Origin of the sequence: Xanthomonas sp. LMG 12462 (assembly GCF_009192885.1) — a bacterium.
In the GTDB taxonomy this organism is placed as follows: domain Bacteria; phylum Pseudomonadota; class Gammaproteobacteria; order Xanthomonadales; family Xanthomonadaceae; genus Xanthomonas_A; species Xanthomonas_A sontii.
Window position 1 is genome coordinate 1 of record NZ_NMPP01000079.1, and the last position, 19,283, is coordinate 19,283.

Below are 19,283 nucleotides of genomic sequence, written 5' to 3' on the forward strand. Positions count from 1 at the left end.
AGGGGGTAAGACGGTATCTACTCAACCAGGCGCACCCCACGCGGGAGCGAGATGGATTACGGCGCTGGCTGTTCTGCGCCGCAGTTGCTGGACTCAAGCAGGTGCTGACGGCGTTCGAACTCCGTGCGCAGTGCCTCGGCATGGTCGGGCACGGCGAAACGCCAGTGTGTTTCGGCCTCGGCCACATAGTTCTTCCAGGCATCGCATAGCTGCTCGGCGGGCAGCGGCTGGCACTGGTCGCGCAGCACTTCGCAGGCGCTGCCGCCGGCCTGGTTGGGTCCGCCATCCAGGTCCGTCGTGGGCAGCGGCACGCACCGCGGCGGCGGTTCGGCGGCCTCGCCGATGTAAGACGATTGCTCGCGGGTTGTACAGGTGTACAGCGATGGCGGGGGCAGCTTTGGAGGCGGTGGCGGTGGCGGTTGCGGTGCAGCTGCCGCGGTGTCGGCCGTGGCCGGCGCGTCCGCAGGCGTGGCATCGTTCGCGGCGCTCGCCGGTGGCGATGATGGCGCAGGCTTGGCCACGAGCGTGGTCGGCAGTGCGGCGCTGCTGACGCCCTGCATGATTTTCTTCTGCTGGCGCATGCCCTTGGGACAGGGTTGGTTCTGGATGGTCAGGTTGTCCTGCGCGTCGGTGCAGCGATAGAACACCACCGGTTCGGCGTGCGCGGCGCCGGCACAGGTCAGCACCACGGCGAGGCAGAGTGCGCGCCGCATCAGCTGCCGCCGCAGTCGCGCGCCAGACGCGCATCGATGCCGCGCTGCTCGGTTTCCATTGCGCGGCGCTCGCTCTGCAGCGCGCTGTTGTAGCGACGGATCAGCTCCCAGCGACGATCGCTCAGGCGCGCGCAGACTTCCTGCTCGGGCAGCGCGGTGCAGGTGTCGCGGATCATCGTGCTGCCGGCTGGCACGATCACGCCGGCGCCGGCGGACACCCCAGGCGGCGGTGGACCGGGCGGGCGCGGGCCGCCGGGCGGAGGCGGTCCCGGCGGGCCGGGCGAGCGACCATCGGGGCCGCGCCCGGATGGCCGTGCGTACGGGCCCTCGGCGTAACCATAAGCCCACAGCGGCACCCAGCGCGGATTGCCGGCGTTGTCGTCGCTGGTGTAGCGCGCGCCTTCCGGGGTGACGCACTCGTACATCGGCTGCGCAGGCTGCACGGTGACGATGCGGAGTTCGCGCTGCGGCAGCGGCGCCGGCGAGGCCTGCGCGCGAGCCGGATCGGTGCTGATGGTGGTGGTCGGCCGCGGCGGCGGATCGCGCGGACGCTGCATGTCCAGCACCTGCTGCTGGCGCGCGTTCTCGCAGGGAGCGTTCTGCAGACTGACCGCGCCGGAAGCGGCGATGCAGCGATAGATGCGCACCGACGCATTGCTGCCGTCGCTGCTGACCGTCTGCGTCTGTTGCGCCCAGCCGGCACCGATCCAGGGCGACAGGCTCAGTAGTAGCAAAGGGCGGAGAAGGAGGCGCATGCGCGCATCTTGCGCGCCTTGGGCAGCCAGGGAAAGGGTGGTGGGTGTGCGTGATTCAGGGCGCGTGGCGTCGCGGCAGTGCTGCCGTGTTGATCTGTCGCTGCGAGGCTTCGCCCGTACCCTCATCCGCCCCTGCGGGGCACCTTCTCCCGGTGGGAGAAGGGAGAAGCCAAAGCTCCTCTCCCGTCGGGAGAGGGGTTGGGGTGAGGGTCCGGTGCGCGAAGCGCCCGCGTGGTTCCATCGCGCCATTGCCGCCAGACGCCGACGCGGCGGAAGACAGGCGTGCCGCGCCGAAGAGCAGCGCCTCAGGCGCGCAGGATCTCGCCGCTGGCGGCGTCGCGGATCGGGGTGGGCTGGGCCAGGCCGCCGGTGTCGCCGTCGAGCAGGCCGTCGAGGTCGCCCAGCACCAGCGGATCCAGTTCGCTGCGCTGCCGTGCCGGCGGCTCGCCGCCGCGGTTGGCACTGGTTGAGACCAGCGCGCCGCCCCAGGCCCGGCACAGGGCGGCCACCAGCGGATGGGCACTGATCCGCACGGCGATGCCCTGGTGCGCGCCGGTGATCCAGGGCGGCGCATGCGCGGCGGCGGGCAGGATCCAGGTATGCGGTCCGGGCCAACTGGCCAGCGCCGCGGCCAGCCGTTCCGGCGGCAGGGCCGACAGATCGAGCAACGGGCGCAACGGGTCCAGTTCGGCGGCGACCACGATCAGCCCCTTGTCCACGGGCCGCTGCTTGATGCGCAGCAGGCGGGTCACGGCGGTCTCGTCGTGCGGATCGCAGCCCAGGCCCCACACCGCTTCGGTGGGATAGGCGATCACGCCGCCCTGGCGCAGGACGGCGACGGCATGGCTCAGGGACAGGTCGGTCATGCGCGCATCATGCGGCACGTCCTCGTCTAAGGACAATGAGGGTCGGTTGGGCGGGACTCGGGATTTTCGCAAGTCTCCGGCCCGCCGCTTTTCTGTGGGAGGGGCTTCAGCCCCGACGCCTTACCGATAAAGCGTCGGGGCTGAAGCCCCTCCCACAGAAAAACCGGGTTGTCGCGGATCTTCAGGCGCTGAGAGACGCCGTCGGCACCGCGAGAAGGCGGCTCGGCGCCCGCGCTCGTACTATTCGAGGGGGTGCATCGGGCCGCCCTGGGCCATCCGCAGAGCGGCTCAGCCGCCCTTGGCCACGGTCTTCTTCGCCGCCTTCTTCACCGTTTTCTTGGCGGTTTTCTTGGCGGTTTTCTTGACCGCTTTCTTCGCCGCCGGCTTGGCCGGGGCGTCGGCGGCGGCCTTCTTCGCCGCGCTCTTCTTCGGCGCGGCTTCCTTCTTGGCGGCGGCCTTCTTGGCGCCGAAGCCCTTGCGCACCGGCTTGCCGGTTTCCTCCAGCAGCTTCTGCACTTCGTCCAGGCTCAGCGAGGCGGGCTCGCGATCCTTGGGGATCTTGCCGTTGAGCTTGCCGTCGCTGATGTACGGGCCGAAGCGGCCGTTGAGTACCTGGATGTCGCTGCCAGGAAATTCCTTGATGATGCGGTTGCGCGCGATCTCTTCCTTCTCCTCGATCAGGAACACCGCACGGGCCAGATCGATGGTGTAGGGATCGTCTTCCTTCTTCAGCGAGGCGTAGACGCTGCCGCGCTTGGCGAACGGGCCGAAGCGGCCGATGCCGACGCTGACCTCCTCGCCCTGGTCCTGGCCGAGGCTGCGCGGCATCAGGAACAGCTCCAGCGCCTCCTCCAGGGTGATGGTGTGCATGCTCTGGCCGGGCCGCAGCGACGCGAATTTGGGCTTGTCCTCGGCGTCCTCGGCGGTGCTGCCGATCGCCGCGTACGGCCCGAAGCGGCCCAGGCGCACGCTCACCGGCTTGCCGGTCTTGGGATCGGTGCCGAGCTCGCGCGCACCGCTGGCTTCGGCGCGGTCGACCGATTCCTTCTTGTCCTCGACCAGTTCCTTGAACGGCTCCCAGAAGCGCGACATCAGCGGGACCCACTCCTCCTCGCCGCGCGAGACCGCGTCCAGCTCGTCTTCGAGCTTGGCGGTGAAGTCGTAGTCCACATACTGGGTGAAGTGGCTGGACAGGAACTTGGACACCGCGCGGCCGACGTCGGACGGGCGGAAGCTGCGGCCCTCCATCTCCACGTACTTGCGGAACAGCAGGGTCTGGATGATCGAGGCGTAGGTCGAGGGGCGGCCGATGCCGTACTCTTCCAGCGCCTTCACCAGCGCCGCTTCGGTGAAGCGCGGCGGCGGCTGGGTGAAGTGCTGCTCGGCCAGGATGCGCTCCAGCGGCACGCGGTCGCCGGGCTTCATCGCCGGCAGCTTGCGGCCTTCGTCCTCGTCCTCGGCGCTCTTGTTGTCCTTGCCTTCCTCGTACACGGCCAGGAAGCCGGGGACCACCACGGTGGTACCGCTGGCGCGGAACACGTGTTCGCTGCCGGCCGACAGGTCGACGCTGACGGTGTTGAGCGTGGCCGGAATCATCTGGCAGGCCACCGCACGCTTCCAGATCAGCTCGTACAGCTTGCGCTCGTCGTCGGTCAGGAAGCGGGCCACCTGCGACGGGGTACGCAGCGCCGAGGTCGGACGCACCGCTTCGTGCGCTTCCTGGGCGTTCTTGGACTTGGTCTGGTAGGTGTTGGGCTGGTCCGGCAGCGAGGCGATGCCGTAGTCGCGGGCGATCACGTCGCGGATCTCGGCCAGCGCGTCCTGCGACAGGTTGACCGAGTCGGTACGCATGTACGAGATCAGGCCGACCGTGCCTTCGTCGCCGATCGCCACGCCTTCGTACAGCTTCTGCGCCACCTGCATGGTCTTGCGGGTGGTGAAGCCGAGCTTGCGCGAGGCTTCCTGCTGCAGCGTGGAGGTGGTGAACGGCGGCGCCGGGCGGCGCTTGCGCTCCTTGCTGGCGACGTCGGTGACGTGCAGCGCGCCCTGCGCGGCCTGCTGGATGCGCAGGCGCGCAGATTCGGCGGTGTCGCCGTCGGTGATGGTGAACTGCTCGAACTTCTGCCCGTCGAGCTTGATCAGCTTGGCGTTGAAGTGCTGCGAGGGGTGCGCGCAATCGGCGGCGATGGACCAGTACTCGCGGGCGATGAAGGCTTCGATTTCCTCCTCGCGCTCGACGATCATGCGCAGCGCCGGCGACTGCACGCGGCCGGCGGACAGGCCGCGCTGCACCTTGCGCCACAGCACCGGCGACAGGTTGAAGCCGACCAGGTAGTCCAGCGCGCGGCGGGCCTGCTGCGCATCGACCAGGTCGCCGGCGATCTGCCGAGGTTGCGCCATCGCTTCCTTGATCGCGCGCGGGGTGATTTCGGTGAACACCACCCGGTGCAGCGGCTTGCCCTTGAGCAGCCCGCGCTCCTGCAGGATCTCGGCGATGTGCCAGCTGATCGCCTCGCCCTCGCGGTCCGGGTCGGTCGCCAGGTAGATGTCCTCGGCCGCCTTGGCCGCCTTGGCGATGGCCTCCACGTGCTTCTCGTTCTTGTCGATCAGCGCGTAGCGCATCGCGAAGCCGTCGTCCGGATCCACTGCGCCTTCCTTCGGGATCAGGTCGCGCACGTGCCCATACGAGGCCAGGACGTGGAAATCCTTGCCGAGGTATTTGTTGATCGTCTTGGCCTTGGCGGGCGATTCGACGATGAGCAGGTGCTTGGACATGGCGGGTCGGGCTTCGATGGGCGTGGGCGGACGCCCTGGGGGCGGTAGGGTGGCGCAATTGCTCCGGTTAGTGAAGCGTTGCGGTCTCGCAGAGAAGCCGACGCCCGGGATGGAACCCCCGGGCGTTCAGCTACGGCGCTTATTTATTAGTGGGCATGTCCGGCGCCCGCTGTCAAGCCGGCGCCTGCCGGCCGGGCAGGCGCGCGGGCGGCGGCGGGGGTTCCCGGAGCCCGCCGGACTCAGTGCCAGCCGCCCTTGGCGGCCACGCCGATCGCCAGCGCCACCACCAGCAGCGCCGCTGCCGACAGCAGGCCGAACAGGGCCAGGATCACCACCGTGACCGTGCCCAGCTTGCGCTGCTGCCATTCCGGGTGGTCGGTGTAGGCCCACTTGTCCACCACCAGGGTGTCGCAGAGCATGTCGTGCAGGGCCTGCTTGCGCTCGGTGAAGGCCGCCATCAGCAGGCCGATGCCCAGGGTCAGGCTGCTCAGCATGAAGCCGAAGTAGCGGCCCACGCCGCGGGACACGGTGATGCGGCTGCCGTCGGTGCGCACCACCTTGATGCCGACCGCCATCTTGCCCAGCGTGGCCTGCTTGGTGGAGGCGTGGAACAGGCCGTAGTACAGCGCCGCGATCGCCATCGGCAGCAGGTACAGCAGGAGCAGCATGACGATGCCGGCGGCGGTGCTGAAGTCCGGCTGCTTGCCGAAGCCGGTGATCCCGAAGAAGCCCAGCATCACCACGAACTGGATCACGTTGGCGACGATGCCGACCAGGAACGCGTCGATCAGGTAGGCGGCCACGCGTTTCCAGAAACCGGCCTGCACCACCTCGCCGCCGCCGACCACCCGCGCGCCACCGTCGAGCACGGCGCTGGGCGCCGCGTAGGGCGACGCCGCCACGGCCGGCGCGGGCGCGGTCCAGGCGTCGGGGACGGTCGCGGCCGGGGGCGGAGGAGGAGTCTCTCCATCAACCTCGATCGGGGCAATCGCCGGCGCCGGCGCCTGGGTCAGGCCGAGTTCGTCGACGAACTCGGCCAGGGTGCGCCATTCGCTCAGGCCCTCGCGCCAGACCAGGGTGGACAATCCGATCTCGCCGCGCTGGAAGCGCTGCTGCAGGTCGGCGGCCGCTAGCGGCCCATGGCGCTGCTGCGCTGCGTCGGCGTAGTACCACTCAGTCATTCTGTTCCCCGGGAGTTGCAGTCGAAAACGGTGCGCCGGTCAGCCGCCGCGGCAGTGGACCGGCAGGACGCGATCGTCCAGGTCGGAACTGCAGTTCCAGGCGGACGTGCGCTCATCGTAGTCCAGCCACAGCGCTTTGCCATCCAGGCGCTTGGTGCCGGGCAGGTGCAGGGTGGCTTCCAGGCCGCAGTGGCCGTTGTCGAAGCGGCCGACCCGCACCTGCGCGATGGTGTCGCCGGCATAGCTCTGCGGTGCGCCGAAGCCGGTGTCGCCGTTGACCGCGCAGCGGTGCTCCTGTGCATTGAAGGCGGCGATCTGGTCCTTCAGCGGCGCCAGGTGGTCGAGCGCCTGCGCGACCTTCGCGCGTGCCAGGTAGTCCTGGTAGGCGGGCAGGGCGATCGCCGCGGCGATGCCCAGGAACGCCACCAGCAGCACGCCGACGATGGTGCCGACGATGGCCATGATCGCGCAGCCGGACAGGCCGCTGCGCGGCGCGGCGGTGGCAGCGGGGCCTACGGGAGCGGCCGTCTGGAGCGGTGGCGGCAAGGGCGGCGGGGTGGGCGCGTCGGGCAGGCCCAGTTCGGCGGCGACCGCGTGCAGCGGCCGCCACTCCGGCAGGCCTTCGCGCCAGACCAGGGTCTCGCGCTGCAGGCGGCCGTCGTGCAGGCGTTCCAGCAGGGCGGACGCCGGCAACGGGCCGTGCCGCTCGCGCGCGGCATCGACGTAGTACCAGATCGCCAATGGGGAAGTGTCTTCGTGCATCCGTGCGCGACCGTCAGCGACTCAGTGAACCGGCTCCGGCTCGTCGACGAACATCTGCGTTTCCATCCACGCGTACGCCGCCTCGGCACCAGGCTGGTTGAACAGCACCATCAGCACCACCCACTTCAGGTCGTCCAGATCCAGTTCGTCCTGATCCAGGGCCATGGCCCGGTCCAGCACCAGCTCGCGCTGGTCGCTGTCGAGGATGCCGTGCTGCTCCAGGAACAGCAGGAAGCCGCGGCATTCCACGTCGAGCTTGTCCAGTTCCGGACCGTGGTAGATGCGGATCGGGCCATCGATGCGCGGCTGCGCCACGGCCGGGCGCTGGTCGGACAGGGCGTCGAGCCAGTCGAACGCCTTGCTGATCTCGGTGGGGCTGAAACCGGCCTGGATCAGGCCATTCTGGAGGGAGTCGCGATCGCGGACCGGATCCGCGTCTTCGCTGAAATAGTGTTCGAACAGGTACAGCAGGACATCCAGAATGCTCTCTTTCATTGCCCCTCGGCCTGCGTCGCGAGACGCTGTGGAGGTGAAGAAACTAGGGTTTGCGGGTGTAACGACCGCGTTCGACCGCCACGTAGCCATCCAGTTCCATGGCCAGCAGCATGGAGGACGCCGCTGCGGCCGTCAATCCGCTGCGTGCGATCACTGAATCCATACAGATGGGGTCGTGGCCCAGCGCCTGCCACAAGCGCTGGTAGTCGGGGTGGGGGAAGGCCGGTGTGGCCGCGCGCGCGGTGCTGGCTCCCTGTGTGGGGGCGTTCAGGCGCCCGCGCAAGGCGTCGGCCAGTTCGGCGGCCAGGGGCGCGACCCCGGCCAGCACCTCCTCGGCGCTTTCCACCAGCCCGGCGCCGTCGCGGATCAGCCGATGGCAGCCGCGCGCCAGCGGATTGTGGATCGAGCCGGGCAGGGCGAAGACCTCGCGCCCGGCCTCGGCGGCCAGCCGCGCGGTGATCAGCGCGCCGGAGCGAGTGGCCGCCTCGATCACCAGGGTCGCCAGGCTCAGCCCGGCGATGATCCGGTTGCGCGCCGGGAAGTGCCCCGCCCGCGCCGGCGTGCCAGGCGGGTGCTCGCTGACCACCGCGCCGCGGTCGGCGATCTGGCGGTGCAGGGCGGCATGCTGGCGCGGGTAGGCCAGGTCGGGGCCGGTGCCGACCACCGCCACGGTCAGCCCGTCCGCGCGCGACAGCGCGGCCCGATGCGCGGCGGCATCCACGCCGCTGGCCATGCCGCTGGTCACCGCAAAGCCGGCCGCGGCCAGGGCCAGGGCGAAGCCGTAGGCGTTGTCGCGGCCGCCGGCGCTGGGGGCGCGGCTGCCGACCACGGCCACGGCCGGATGCCACAGCACCGTGGGATCGCCGTCCACGTACAGCGCCAGTGGCGGATTGGGCGTGCGCCGCAACAGGGCCGGGTAGTCGGCATCGTGGCAGCCCAGCAGGTGCCGACCTGGTTGCGCCAGCCAGTGCTCGGCGGTTTTCAGCGCGGCGCGGTCGGGCCGCTGCAGCGCGGCGATCTGCGCCGCATCCAGGCCGGCGGCCTGCCAGCCGGCGGGACCGGCGGCCAGCGCCGCGGCCGGGCTGCCGTGTTGCTCCAGCAGTCGTCGGCGTGGGGCGCTGGCGCCGCCGGCCAGCGACAGGCGCAGCAGGGCCGGATCGGTGGGTGCGTGGGCAGGGGCGATGGCCGGACTGGACATGCGCCCAGCCTAGGCCGCAGACGCAGACGGCGCCCTCGGGCGCCGTCTGCAATCGCTGTAGGGGGAGTCCCCGGCCGCGGGTCAGCGCGCGTCCGGGTGCTTGACGTCGTAGCCGATCCGGGTCGGCTTGATGCCGTCCATCACCAGCGCGTAGCTGACCTTGTCGAAGGTGCGGAACACCATCGCGTGCGCGGCGTACTCGTCCGGCAGCGCCACGGTGCCGCTGCCGCCGGTGAAGCCGTCGTCGGCGCGGGAGGTGTTGGGGTGGCGCACGCGGTCGTTGACCCGGGTGCCGTGGCGCCACAGCGACACCACGGTGCCGTTGTCGATGCCTTCGCGGCGGCCGCCGGAAATGGCGATCACGTCGCGCGGGCCGGCCGCGCTGAACGCGTCGGCCACCGCCAGTACGCGCAGGCCGGCGGCCATCGCCTGCTCGGACGGCGGATGCGGCACGAACTGCAGGTCGTAGGGCTGCGCCTCGACCGGAATCAGGCGGTCGCCGGCGCGCACTTCGCGGGCGTTGTCCTGCAGCAGCAGGCCGGTGGCCTGGCGGCCGTCGGCGGACACGCGGGCGACGGTGCCGATGTTGACCTGGGCCAGTTCGTAGCCGAGGGTCTCGCGGCGCTTGTCCGGCGGCACGAAGGTCTGCCACAGGTTGCCGCTGCCGGGGATGCTGCGGCCTTCGGCGTCGAGGTCGTCGCTGAGCTTGGGCAGCAGGTAGCGCACGGTCGGGCGGACCACGGCGTAGCGCTGGCCGGCCTGGGCCTGGCCGAGGCCGACCGCGTAGACCAGTTGCCCGTCGGTGGCGCGCAGCCGGTTGTCTTCGGTGCCGACCACGTAGGGCAGGTTGTCGATGCGCTCGACCACGCGCAGGTTCTTCAGGAACGGCTCCACCTGCGCCAGCGGGATCGCGTCGATCGGCGCGTCCTGGCGCGGGCCCGGCTTGACCTCGGCATGCGCCACCCGGTCCAGGTAGGCCAGGCTGAGCACGTCGCCGGGGTAGATCAGGTGCGGGTTGTGCACCTGCGGATTGGCCTGCCAGATTTCCGGCCACAGCCAGGGCTTGCCGAGGAAGCGCCCGGCGATGTCCCACAGCGTATCGCCCTTGCGCACCACGTAGGTGTCGGGGTGTTCGGCGGCCATGCTGGCGGAAGCAGCGTAGGTCGCCACGGTGAGCATCGCCACGGCGACGACCGTACGGAGTCGATTGAACATGAGCGCGGAGCCTGATTCCCCAACAGGTTCGCGCACTATAGTGCAGAACCCTGGTGCGGGCGCAAGCGGCGGGCGCAGAAACGGGTAGAATCCGCAGGTCTTGCCGAATCGTCCGGCGCCCCCATCTTGGGTACCGCTATGGCCCTGCTCCCCATTCTCGAATTCCCCGATCCGCGCCTGCGTACCAAGGCGGTGCCGGTCGACGCCGCCGAGGTCACCTCCCCAGCCTTCCAACGCCTGCTCGACGACATGTTCGAGACCATGTACGACGCGCCCGGCATCGGCCTGGCCGCCAGCCAGGTCGACGTGCACAAGCGCTTCATGGTCATCGACGTCAGCGAGGAGAAGAACGCCCCGCAGGTGTTCATCAACCCGCAGATCGTGCAGCGCGACGGCGAACAGGTTTACCAGGAAGGCTGCCTGTCGGTTCCCGGCATCTACGCCGACGTGACCCGCGCCGACGCCATCACCGTGCGCTACCTTGACCGCCAGGGCCAGCCGCAGGAACTGAGCACCGACGGCCTGCTGGCGGTGTGCGTGCAGCACGAGATGGACCACCTCGACGGCAAGCTGTTCGTCGACTACCTGTCCCCGCTCAAGCGCGAAATGGTGCGCAAGAAGCTGGCCAAGGCGCGCAAGCACGTGGCGTGAGGCCGGGAACCGGGAATGGAGACACGGGAATCGTAAGCGCGGTGCCCGTGCCATTTCCGGGTCCGCGCGCTTTTCCCATTCCCCATTCCCCATTCCCGGTTCCCATCCTCCATGAAACTCGTCTTCGCCGGTACGCCGGACTTCGCCGTGCCGTCGTTGCGCGCGGCTGCGCAGCGCCATGAAGTGGTCGCGGTCTACACCCAGCCGGACCGGCCCGCCGGGCGCGGCCGCGGGCTGACCCCGTCGCCGGTCAAGCTGGAAGCGGTGGCGCGCGGCATCCCGGTGTTGCAGCCGCAGACGCTGCGCGCGCCGGAAACGCTGCAGGCGCTGCGCGCGCTGCAGCCGGACCTGATCGTGGTGGTGGCCTACGGGCTGATCCTGCCCAAGGCGGTGCTGGCGATCCCGACCCATGGCTGCTGGAACGTGCATGCCTCGCTGCTGCCGCGCTGGCGCGGCGCCGCGCCGATTCAGCGCGCGATCGAAGCCGGCGACAGCGAGACCGGGGTGTGCCTGATGCAGATGGAAGCGGGCCTGGATACCGGCCCGGTGCTGTTGTCGCAGCGGACCCCGATCGGTGCCGACGAGACCGGTGGGCAGTTGCACGACCGCCTGGCCGCGCTCGGCGCGCAGGTGCTGGCCGACGGCCTGGGCCTGCTGCGCGCCGGCCTGCGTCCGGTGGCGCAGCCGCAGCCGGAGGCCGGCGTCACCTACGCGCACAAGCTGGACAAGGCGCAGGCGCGGCTGGACTGGCAGCAGCCGGCGGCGCAACTGGCGCGGCAGGTGCGCGCCTTCGATCCGTGGCCGGTCGCCGAGGCGGTGCTGGCCGGCGAGCGGGTGCGGGTGCACGGTGCGATCGCGCTGGACCTGGCCCACGCGCAGCAGCCGGGCACGGTGCTGACCGCGTCCAAGCAGGGCATCGACATCGCCTGCGGCCAGGGCGCGCTGCGCCTGCGTGTGCTGCAGCGCGACGGCGGCAAGGCGATCACCGCCGCCGACTACCTCAACGCACGGCGCGACCTGCCGGTCCTGGCCTGAGGCGTCGACCATGCCTGCGTACGCCGCGGTGGGCCTGGCAGGCGCGGCTGTGGCCGCCTCCGCGCTGCGGCGCGGGCGGGCGTCCACTGCGTCGCGCACCCCCATCATCCGCACGCGCAACCACGACACGGCATGCGCGCTAAAGCCTGACACCTCCCGGAGCGCCCGCCGATGACCGCGACGCCTGCCGCTGCGTGGCCGCCGGGCGTGGCCCCGCGGGTGGTCGCCGCCCGCGTGCTGACCGCGGTGGTCGACCGCGGCCGCTCGCTCAAGGCCGAACTGGCCGCCGCGTTGCCGACGCTGCCGGATTCGCGCGACCGCGCGCTGGTCGAGGCGATCTGCTTCGCCGTGCTGCGCCGCCGCCCGGCCTACGAGGCCGCGCTGCGGATGTGGCTGCAGAAGCAACTGCCACAGCGCGACGCCGAACTGCGCGGCCTGCTGCTGGCCGGCTTCGCCCAGCTCGATGCGCTGGGCCTGGCGCCGCACGCGGCGCTGTCGGCGACGGTGGAGGCGACGCGCGCGCTGGATCGGCCGCGCCAGGCCGGGCTGGTCAACGCGCTGCTGCGGCGCGCGCTGCGCGACGGGCTGCCGGCGGTGGCCGCCGACGCGGGCTGGCCGCTGTGGCTGCGCGACGCGCTGCGCGCCGACTGGCCGCAGCAGGCCGAGGCGATCTTCGCCGCCAGCCAGCAGCCGGCGCCGCTGTGGCTGCGGGTCAACCGCCAGCGCGGTACCCGCGACGCCTATCTGCAGGAGCTGGCCGCGGCCGGCATCGCCGCGCAGGCCTCGCCGCTGCTGGCCGATGCGATCCGCCTGGAGACGCCGCTGGCGGTGGGCGCCCTGCCGGGCTTCGCCGACGGGCGCGTGTCGGTGCAGGACGGCGCGGCGCAGCAGGTCGCCGACGTGCTGGCGCCGGCGCCGAGCGCGCGCGTGCTCGACGCCTGCGCGGCGCCCGGCGGCAAATCCGCGCACCTGCTCGAACGCGATCCCAGTCTGCGCCTGACCGCGCTGGACGTGGATGCGCGGCGCCTGGCGCGGGTCGGCGAGACCTTCGCGCGCACCGGCGCCGGTGCGCAGGCGCAGCTGCAGGTCGCCGACGCGGCGCAGCCGCAGGACTGGTGGGACGGCGTGCCGTTCGACGCGGTGCTGCTCGACGCGCCGTGTTCGGCCACCGGCATCGTGCGCCGCCAGCCGGACGTGCTGCTGCATCGCCGCCGCGAGGACGTGATCGCGCTGCAGGCGCTGCAGGTGCGCCTGCTCGACGCCGCCTGGCAGGTGCTGCGGCCGGGCGGGGTGCTGGTCTACGCGACCTGCTCGCTGCTGCAGGACGAGAACGCGCGGCAGGTGCAGGCGTTGCTGGCGCGGCAACCGGGCGCGGCACTGGAGGATCCGGGCGCGGCCTGCGGGCATGCTTCCGGCGGCGGCCGCCAGCGCTTCCCCGGCGAGCAGGACTGCGACGGTTTCTACTACGCAAGGTTCCGCAAGACGGCATGAACCGGCCCCGGTATCATCGCGTCCCATGCTGAAGACCCGCACCTCCCGAGAGTTCTGGTTGTTGGCCATCCTGGCCGTGCTGGTGCTCGGCGCCGGCCTGGGCCTGCGCGATCCGCACCCGGCCGACGAGCCGCGTTTCGCACTGGTCGCCAAGCAGATGGTGGAGAGCGGCAACTGGTTGTTCCCGCACCGCGGCAACGAGCTGTACTCGGACAAGCCGCCGATGCTGATGTGGCTGCAGGCGAGTTTCTACATGCTGTTCGGCAACTGGCGGGTGGCCTTCCTGCTGCCGTCGCTGCTGGCCGGGCTGGGCACGCTGGCCTGCGTCTACGACCTCGGCCGGCGGCTGTGGACGCGCCGCGTTGGCATGTACGCGGCCTACGCGCTGCTGTTCGCCTTCCACTTCACCTACCAGGCGAAGAAGGCGCAGATCGACCCGTTGGTGGTGTTCTTCATCACCCTGGCCAACTACGCGCTGCTGCGCCACCTGTTGCGCGGGCCGGACTGGCGGCTGTGGGCGCTGGGCTGGTTCGCCGCCGGGCTGGGCACCATCACCAAGGGCGTGGGCGTGCTGGCGCTGCTGATGCTGCTGCCGGCCGCGGCGGCGTCGCTGGCGCACTGGCGTGGGGTCCGGGTCGGCCTGCGCGATCCGCGCTTCTGGCTGGGGCCGCTGGCGTTCCTGGCGGCGGTGTCGATCTGGCTGGTGCCGATGGTGGTCACCGCGCTGTCGAGCAACGCCCCCGAGTACCGCGCTTATCTCAACGACATCCTGTTCCGGCAGACGGCCGGGCGCTACGCCAAATCCTGGGACCACGCGCACGGGCCGCTGTACTTCTTCGGGGTGATGCCGAGCATGTGGCTGCCGGTGCTGCTGGCGCTGCCGTGGGCGATCCCCGCCTGGGCGCGGCGCCTGCGTCGGCGCGACGCGCGCTACCTGCTGCCGCTGGCGTGGTGGGCGCTGGTGGTGCTGTTCTTCTCGATCCCGACCGGCAAGCGCGACGTCTACGTGCTGCCGGCGCTGCCGATGCTGTGCCTGGCGATGGGGCCGCTCATTCCAGGGCTGTTGCGCAAGCCTGGGATCAAGCGCCTGCTGCTGGCGTTCACCGCGCTGCTGACGCTGGCGCTGGGCGGCGTGGGCGCGGCGATCCTGCTGGGACACGACTTCCGCGCGCGGATGATGGAGGACCGCGGCATCGACCTGGCGACCGTGCAGGTGCTGGCCTGGATCCTGCTGGCGATCGGTCTGTGGGGCGTGGCCAGCCTGGCCGCATTCGCGCGGCGCCGCCCGGAACTGGCGACGGTCTCGACCCTGACGATGGTCTGGGTGATGGCCGGCTTGCTGGTATACCCGCTGATCAACATGTCCAGCTCGGCGCGTGGGGTGATGGAGTCGGTGGGGCGCCGCATCGGCCCGCAGGCCGAACTCGGCCTGGTCGCCTGGAAGGAGCAGAACCTGCTGATGGCCGACCGCCCGGCCACGACCTTCGGCTTCGTGGTGCCCTGGGACGAACAACTGCGCCGCGGCATCGCCTGGCAGGCGCAGGCGCCGCAGCGGCGCTGGCTGCTGGTGCAGGAGGCGGCGATGCTGGGCTGTGTGGACCGCAACGCGAGCATCCTGGCCGGCGTGTCCAACCGGCGCGACTGGTGGCTGGTCCCGGCCAGCGCCGTGCACGGCCACTGCGTGGTCACCCAGGACGACCGCGACCGCCTGCGCGAGCAGGACAAGGACCGCTTCGAATGAGCCGCCTCCGCGCGTTGCGGCGGCGTGGTGCCGCTGGCGCCCGGCGCGCTGCGCGGGCAGGGAGACGCGCGTGCCGTCTCCCCTGATTCGGGTGATCAGCCGCGACAACGGCGGCGGCCTCAGCCGCGACCTGCAGGTGGTCGCCGACCTGCTGCGCGAGACCGGCCGCTACCGCGTGGAGGTGCTGGGCTTCGGCACCGTGCGCATGGCCAATCGGCTGCGCGAACTGCGCCTGTTCCTGCGCAGCCTGCTGTTCGGGCGTGCGGACCTGCAGATCTTCCTGGAGCGGGTGTATCCGCGCTGCCTGGGCAGCGGCTTGCGCAATGCCCTGATCCCCAACCCGGAGTGGTTCCGGCACAAGTGGCTGCGCTGCCTGCCGCGTTTCGCCCAGGTGCTGTGCAAGACCCGCCAGGCCGAGCAGCGGTTCTCCACGATGGCGCCGACCGCCTTCATCGGCTTTTGCAGCGACGATTGCTACCGTCCTGAGGTCCCGCGCGAGCGCGCCTGCCTGCATGTGGCCGGGCGCAGTTCGGCCAAGGGCACGGCGCTGCTGCTGCAGACCTGGGCGCGGCACCCCGAGTGGCCGCGGCTGACGGTGGTGCAGAGCGCGAAGAAGTCCCACCCGATCGAGGCCGAGAACATCGACTACCTGACCGGCTACCTGGACCAGCAGGAACTGCGGCGGCTGCAGAACGCGCACCGCTTCCACCTGTGTCCGTCCGAGGTGGAGGGCTTCGGCCACTACATCATGGAAGCGCTGAGCGTCGGCGCGGTGGTGATCACCACCAACGGGGCGCCGATGAACGAGCTGGTGAGCGCCGAGCGGGGCGTGCTGATCGACCCGGTCGGCGAGGGGCCGGACAATTTCGGCGTGCGCTACCGGATCGAGGTCGCCGGCCTCGAGCAGGCGATGAGGCAGGCGCTGGCACTGTCGCCGATGCAGTGCGACGCTCTGGGCACGGCCGCGCGCGGCTTCTTCGAGACGCGCCGGCGCGAGTTCGGCGAGCGCCTGCGCGCGGCGGTGGCCGATCTGCTCGGGGAAACGCCGCGGCCCGCCGTGCCGGCCAGCCATGGCGCCGATCGCGAGCAGGTCAGGCCGGGTTAGGGAAGCGCCCCGGATCATCGCCGACCACCCCCTCCCCACGGTCTTCACTCCTTGATGTCCCAGCCGATCGCGCCACGCCATGCCGTTTCCGCGTTCTCGCGCCAGTCCCTGGCCGAGCGCGGCGCGGCGCTCGCGCTGCTGTGCCTGCCGGCGCTGGTGATCAGCATGCCCAGCGGCCTGCTGCCGTTCGGCCTGCTGCTGCTGGCGACCAGCCTGCTGGCATTGCCGCGGCTGCGCCAGGCGGTGGCGCCGATGCAGCCGTCGCTGCGCTGGCTGTGGATCCTGGCGCTGCTGGTGATCGGGCTGTCGCTGTGCTCGGTGCTGTACTTCGGCCAGCCGCTGAAGGACATCGACAACCGCACCCGCTTCCTGGTGCTGCCGTGGGCGGCGCTGTGGACCTATGCGCTGCGGCCGCCGCAGCGCCTGCTGTGGTGGGGCGCGCTGCTCGGCATCTTCGCCGCCCTGGTGCTGGCCAGCGTGCAGGTGTTGCAGGGCCAGCCGCGTGCCGAGGGCTGGACCAACGCCATCGTGCTGGCCGACGTGGTGCTGATGCTGATGGTGCTGGCGGTGTTCTGCCGGCCGAGCGGGCAATGGCCGTGGGCCGTCGCCGCGGTGGTGGCCGGCGGCATCGTCATCCTGCTCAGCGGCAGCCGCGGCGTGTGGCTGGGCGTGCTGTTGCTGCTGGTGGTCAGCGCGCTGTGCCTGCGCTGGCGCGACAGCGCGACGCGGCTGATGATCCTGGGCGCGTGCACCGCGCTGGCGGCGGTGCTGGTACTGAGCGTGCCGGCGCTGACCAAGCAGACCCGCCTGGCCGAACTGCATCACGATGTGCAGCGCTACGAGCGCGGCGACAGCGATTCCTCGGCCGGCGCGCGCATCGAGCGCCTGCAGGTGGCGGCGGCGACCTTCGTCGAACACCCGGTGGTCGGGGTCGGCGTGGGCCGCTTCGACAATGCCATGCTGCGCCTGCCGGACTGCCGCAAGGGCTTCGTCGAGCGCTGCCACCTGGGTCATGCGCACAACGACCTGGCCGAGTGGAGCGCGACCCAGGGCCTGCCCGGCACCATGCTGATCCTGATGGTGTACGGCGTGCCGCTGTGGCTGCTGCTGCGCCTGTACCGGCGCCGGCCACAGCCGCATTTCCACGGCGCTGCGGCGGCCGGGATCATGGTGGTGGCGGCCTACATCCTGTGCGGTATGACCCAGTCGATGTTCGCGCACCAGGTGAGCACCGGCTTCTACGTGGCGCTGGTGGGCGTGCTGATCGGGCTGGCCGCGCGCGAGGCGGTGCCGGCACAGGGCGCTGAAGGCGCCGCGCGAAGCCGGTAGACTGCCGATCCCGCATCGCCGGGCGGCGCGGCGCCTGGCGCCGACCGCCGGCACCGCGCCTGACTTCCGGATACCGCGCGCCATGGCCGACGCTGCCGCCGCCACCCTGCCGCTGAGCCTGGTGGTGATGACCTACAACGAGGCCGCCAACATCGCGCGCTGCCTGGACAGCGTGCCGTTCGCCGCCGACAAGCTGGTGGTGGACTGCGGCAGTACCGACGACACCGTGGCGATCGCCCGCGCGCACGGCGCGCGCGTGGTCGAGCAGGCCTGGCTGGGCTTCGGCCCACAACGCAACTTCGCCTCCACCCAGGCCGCGCACGACTGGATCCTGGTGCTGGACGCGGACGAATTCCTGTCCGACGCGTTGCGCGCCGAATGCCAGGCGCGGCTGCCGAAACTGCTCGCCGAGGACCGCGTGGACGCGGTGTGGCTGCGGCGCAGCACCTGGTACATGGGCGCGCCGATGCGCTGGTACAAACCGATGGTCGGCGAGCGCCTGGCGCGGCTGTACCACCGCGGCCGCGCGCGCTGGAGCGATGCGCGGGTGCACGAATCGCTGCGCTTCGACGGCGCCAGCGCCGAGTTCGCACCGCCGTTCAACCACCTGCACAACCCGACGCTGGTGCACAAGCAGCTCAAGGTGCTGCGCTACGCCGAACTCAAGGCGCTCGGCTGGCGCGACAAGCGCAAGCCGGTGAGAATGTGGCAGAGCCCGTTCGTGTTCGCCGGCGCCTTCCTCAAGGACTACCTGCTGCGGCTGGCGTTCCTCGACGGCTGGCGCGGCTTCGTGGTGGCGCAGACCGCGGCCAGCTACGCGCTGTACAAGCGCATGCGCTACTACGAGATGCAGATCAACCCGGCTTCGGTGGAGCAGGCGCGGGCGCAACTGCAACGGCACGATCTGGAGCACTGATGAGCAAGCACTATCTGCTGTACGGGTCCGAGCGCTATGCGCTGGCGATCCTGCGTCCGCTGCAGGCGGCGATCCGCGCGCGCGGCGACGAGGCGGCATGGTTCTTCGACGGCCCCGGCGCCGAGGATCTGAGCGCCGACGAGCGCCATCTGGCGACGGTGGAAGAGGTACTGGCGTGGAATCCGTACGCGGTGATCACCTCCAGCAACGCGGTGCCGCATTTCTTCCCCGGGGTGAAGGTCGAGACCTTCCACGGCTTCGACGCCGGCAAGCCGCGGCACATCTACGTGCGCGGCTTTTTCGATCTGTACTGCACCACCGGCCCGCGCGACACCGCCGCGTTCGGCGCGCTGGCGCGCAAGCTCGGCCACTTCGCGGTCAAGGAAACCGGCTTCCCCAAGATCGACCCGTTCATGCGCGAGATCGGCGCGGAACTGGCGCCGGTGCGGCAGCCGCCGGTGATCCTGTACCACTCCACGTTCTCGCCGTCGTGGAGCGCGGCCGGCATCCTCTACGACGAGGTCGCGCGGCTTTCGCGCAGCGGCGAGTGGCGCTGGATCGTCACCTTCCATCCGAAGATGGACCCGGCGATGGTCGCCCGCTACCGCGCGCTGGAAAGCGAGTACCTGCACTTCGCCGACAACGACAACATCCTGGAGCTGTTCCCGCAGGTGGACATGATGTGCTCGGACACCTCGTCCGCGCTCAACGAGTTCCTGCTCACCTACAAGCCGGTGGTGACCTTCAAGAACCGGCGTCCGGGGCCGCAGTTGATCGACATCGACGATCCGGCGCAGTTCGAGCCGGCGATCCGCCGCGCGCTGCAGCGGCCGCCGGAACTGATGGCGGCGATCCGCGAATTCGCCGATGGCCTGCATCCCTACCGCGACGGCCAGTCCAGCGAGCGCGTGCTGCGCGCGATCGACGACTTCGTCGCCGAGGGTGCGCGCAACCCGCGGCGCAAGCCGCTGAACCTGTGGCGCAAGCTGAAGATCCGCCGCCGCATCGGCTACTGGGGCCGCGGCGCGCGTCGCTGACGCGCAGCGCCGCCGCGC

Annotated in this window: 17 protein-coding genes; 8 read left to right on the forward strand and 9 right to left on the reverse strand. The window is 71.0% G+C overall.

Annotated features, from left to right (window positions below):
• Positions 1-56: 56 nt before the first annotated feature.
• From CEK69_RS17590 to CEK69_RS17630, 9 genes are all read right to left on the reverse strand, one after another.
• Entirely contained in the window at positions 57-650 is a 594-nt protein-coding gene (locus CEK69_RS17590; protein ID WP_226975213.1) for a DUF4124 domain-containing protein, read from the reverse strand.
• A 62-nt stretch (positions 651-712) separates the two neighbouring features.
• Positions 713-1,468 (reverse strand): DUF4124 domain-containing protein, encoded by a 756-nt coding sequence (locus CEK69_RS17595; protein WP_150411470.1) that lies wholly within the window; start codon positions 1,466-1,468, stop codon positions 713-715.
• 305 nt (positions 1,469-1,773) lie between these two features.
• Positions 1,774-2,334 (reverse strand): Sua5/YciO/YrdC/YwlC family protein, encoded by a 561-nt coding sequence (locus CEK69_RS17600; RefSeq protein ID WP_152240364.1) that lies wholly within the window; start codon positions 2,332-2,334, stop codon positions 1,774-1,776.
• A 288-nt stretch (positions 2,335-2,622) separates the two neighbouring features.
• Entirely contained in the window at positions 2,623-5,109 is a 2,487-nt protein-coding gene (locus tag CEK69_RS17605) for a DNA topoisomerase I (protein ID WP_152247040.1), read from the reverse strand.
• Positions 5,110-5,348: 239 nt separating this feature from the next.
• Complete coding sequence (locus tag CEK69_RS17610; protein WP_148829210.1) at positions 5,349-6,290, reverse strand: RDD family protein; 942 nt, start codon at positions 6,288-6,290, stop codon at positions 5,349-5,351.
• Positions 6,291-6,329: 39 nt separating this feature from the next.
• Positions 6,330-7,052: a pilin gene (locus CEK69_RS17615; protein ID WP_152247042.1), complete on the reverse strand. Its 723-nt coding sequence runs from the start codon at positions 7,050-7,052 to the stop codon at positions 6,330-6,332.
• A gap of 21 nt (positions 7,053-7,073) precedes the next feature.
• A complete protein-coding gene (locus tag CEK69_RS17620) occupies positions 7,074-7,547 on the reverse strand; it encodes a DUF494 family protein (protein WP_152247044.1) in 474 nt (157 codons plus the stop codon).
• Between the two features lie 43 nt (positions 7,548-7,590).
• Positions 7,591-8,745 (reverse strand): DNA-processing protein DprA, encoded by a 1,155-nt coding sequence (gene dprA / locus CEK69_RS17625; RefSeq protein WP_152247046.1) that lies wholly within the window; start codon positions 8,743-8,745, stop codon positions 7,591-7,593.
• A gap of 81 nt (positions 8,746-8,826) precedes the next feature.
• Complete coding sequence (locus tag CEK69_RS17630) at positions 8,827-9,960, reverse strand: LysM peptidoglycan-binding domain-containing protein (RefSeq protein ID WP_150410439.1); 1,134 nt, start codon at positions 9,958-9,960, stop codon at positions 8,827-8,829.
• Positions 9,961-10,098: 138 nt separating this feature from the next.
• On the opposite strand from CEK69_RS17630, the gene def reads away from it, so the two are divergent.
• The 8 genes from def to CEK69_RS17670 all read left to right on the forward strand — a co-directional run bounded on the left by def (position 10,099) and on the right by CEK69_RS17670 (position 19,265).
• Positions 10,099-10,611, forward strand: coding sequence for a peptide deformylase (def, locus tag CEK69_RS17635; protein ID WP_152247048.1), 513 nt, complete (start codon positions 10,099-10,101; stop codon positions 10,609-10,611).
• Between the two features lie 111 nt (positions 10,612-10,722).
• A complete protein-coding gene (fmt, locus tag CEK69_RS17640) occupies positions 10,723-11,646 on the forward strand; it encodes a methionyl-tRNA formyltransferase (protein WP_148829205.1) in 924 nt (307 codons plus the stop codon).
• Between the two features lie 171 nt (positions 11,647-11,817).
• Positions 11,818-13,137, forward strand: coding sequence for a 16S rRNA (cytosine(967)-C(5))-methyltransferase RsmB (gene rsmB, locus CEK69_RS17645; RefSeq protein ID WP_152247050.1), 1,320 nt, complete (start codon positions 11,818-11,820; stop codon positions 13,135-13,137).
• A gap of 25 nt (positions 13,138-13,162) precedes the next feature.
• Positions 13,163-14,878 (forward strand): glycosyltransferase family 39 protein, encoded by a 1,716-nt coding sequence (locus CEK69_RS17650; protein WP_152247052.1) that lies wholly within the window; start codon positions 13,163-13,165, stop codon positions 14,876-14,878.
• Positions 14,879-14,948: 70 nt separating this feature from the next.
• The gene (locus CEK69_RS17655; protein WP_152247054.1) at positions 14,949-15,983 is read left to right on the forward strand and encodes a glycosyltransferase; all 1,035 of its coding nucleotides are present in this window, start codon (positions 14,949-14,951) and stop codon (positions 15,981-15,983) included.
• A 54-nt stretch (positions 15,984-16,037) separates the two neighbouring features.
• Complete coding sequence (locus CEK69_RS17660) at positions 16,038-17,312, forward strand: O-antigen ligase (protein ID WP_152247056.1); 1,275 nt, start codon at positions 16,038-16,040, stop codon at positions 17,310-17,312.
• A gap of 82 nt (positions 17,313-17,394) precedes the next feature.
• Entirely contained in the window at positions 17,395-18,228 is an 834-nt protein-coding gene (locus CEK69_RS17665; protein ID WP_152247058.1) for a glycosyltransferase family 2 protein, read from the forward strand.
• Positions 18,228-19,265 (forward strand): CDP-glycerol glycerophosphotransferase family protein, encoded by a 1,038-nt coding sequence (locus CEK69_RS17670; RefSeq protein ID WP_152247060.1) that lies wholly within the window; start codon positions 18,228-18,230, stop codon positions 19,263-19,265. Before CEK69_RS17665 ends, CEK69_RS17670 begins: the two co-directional genes overlap by 1 nt.
• Positions 19,266-19,283 lie beyond the last annotated feature (18 nt).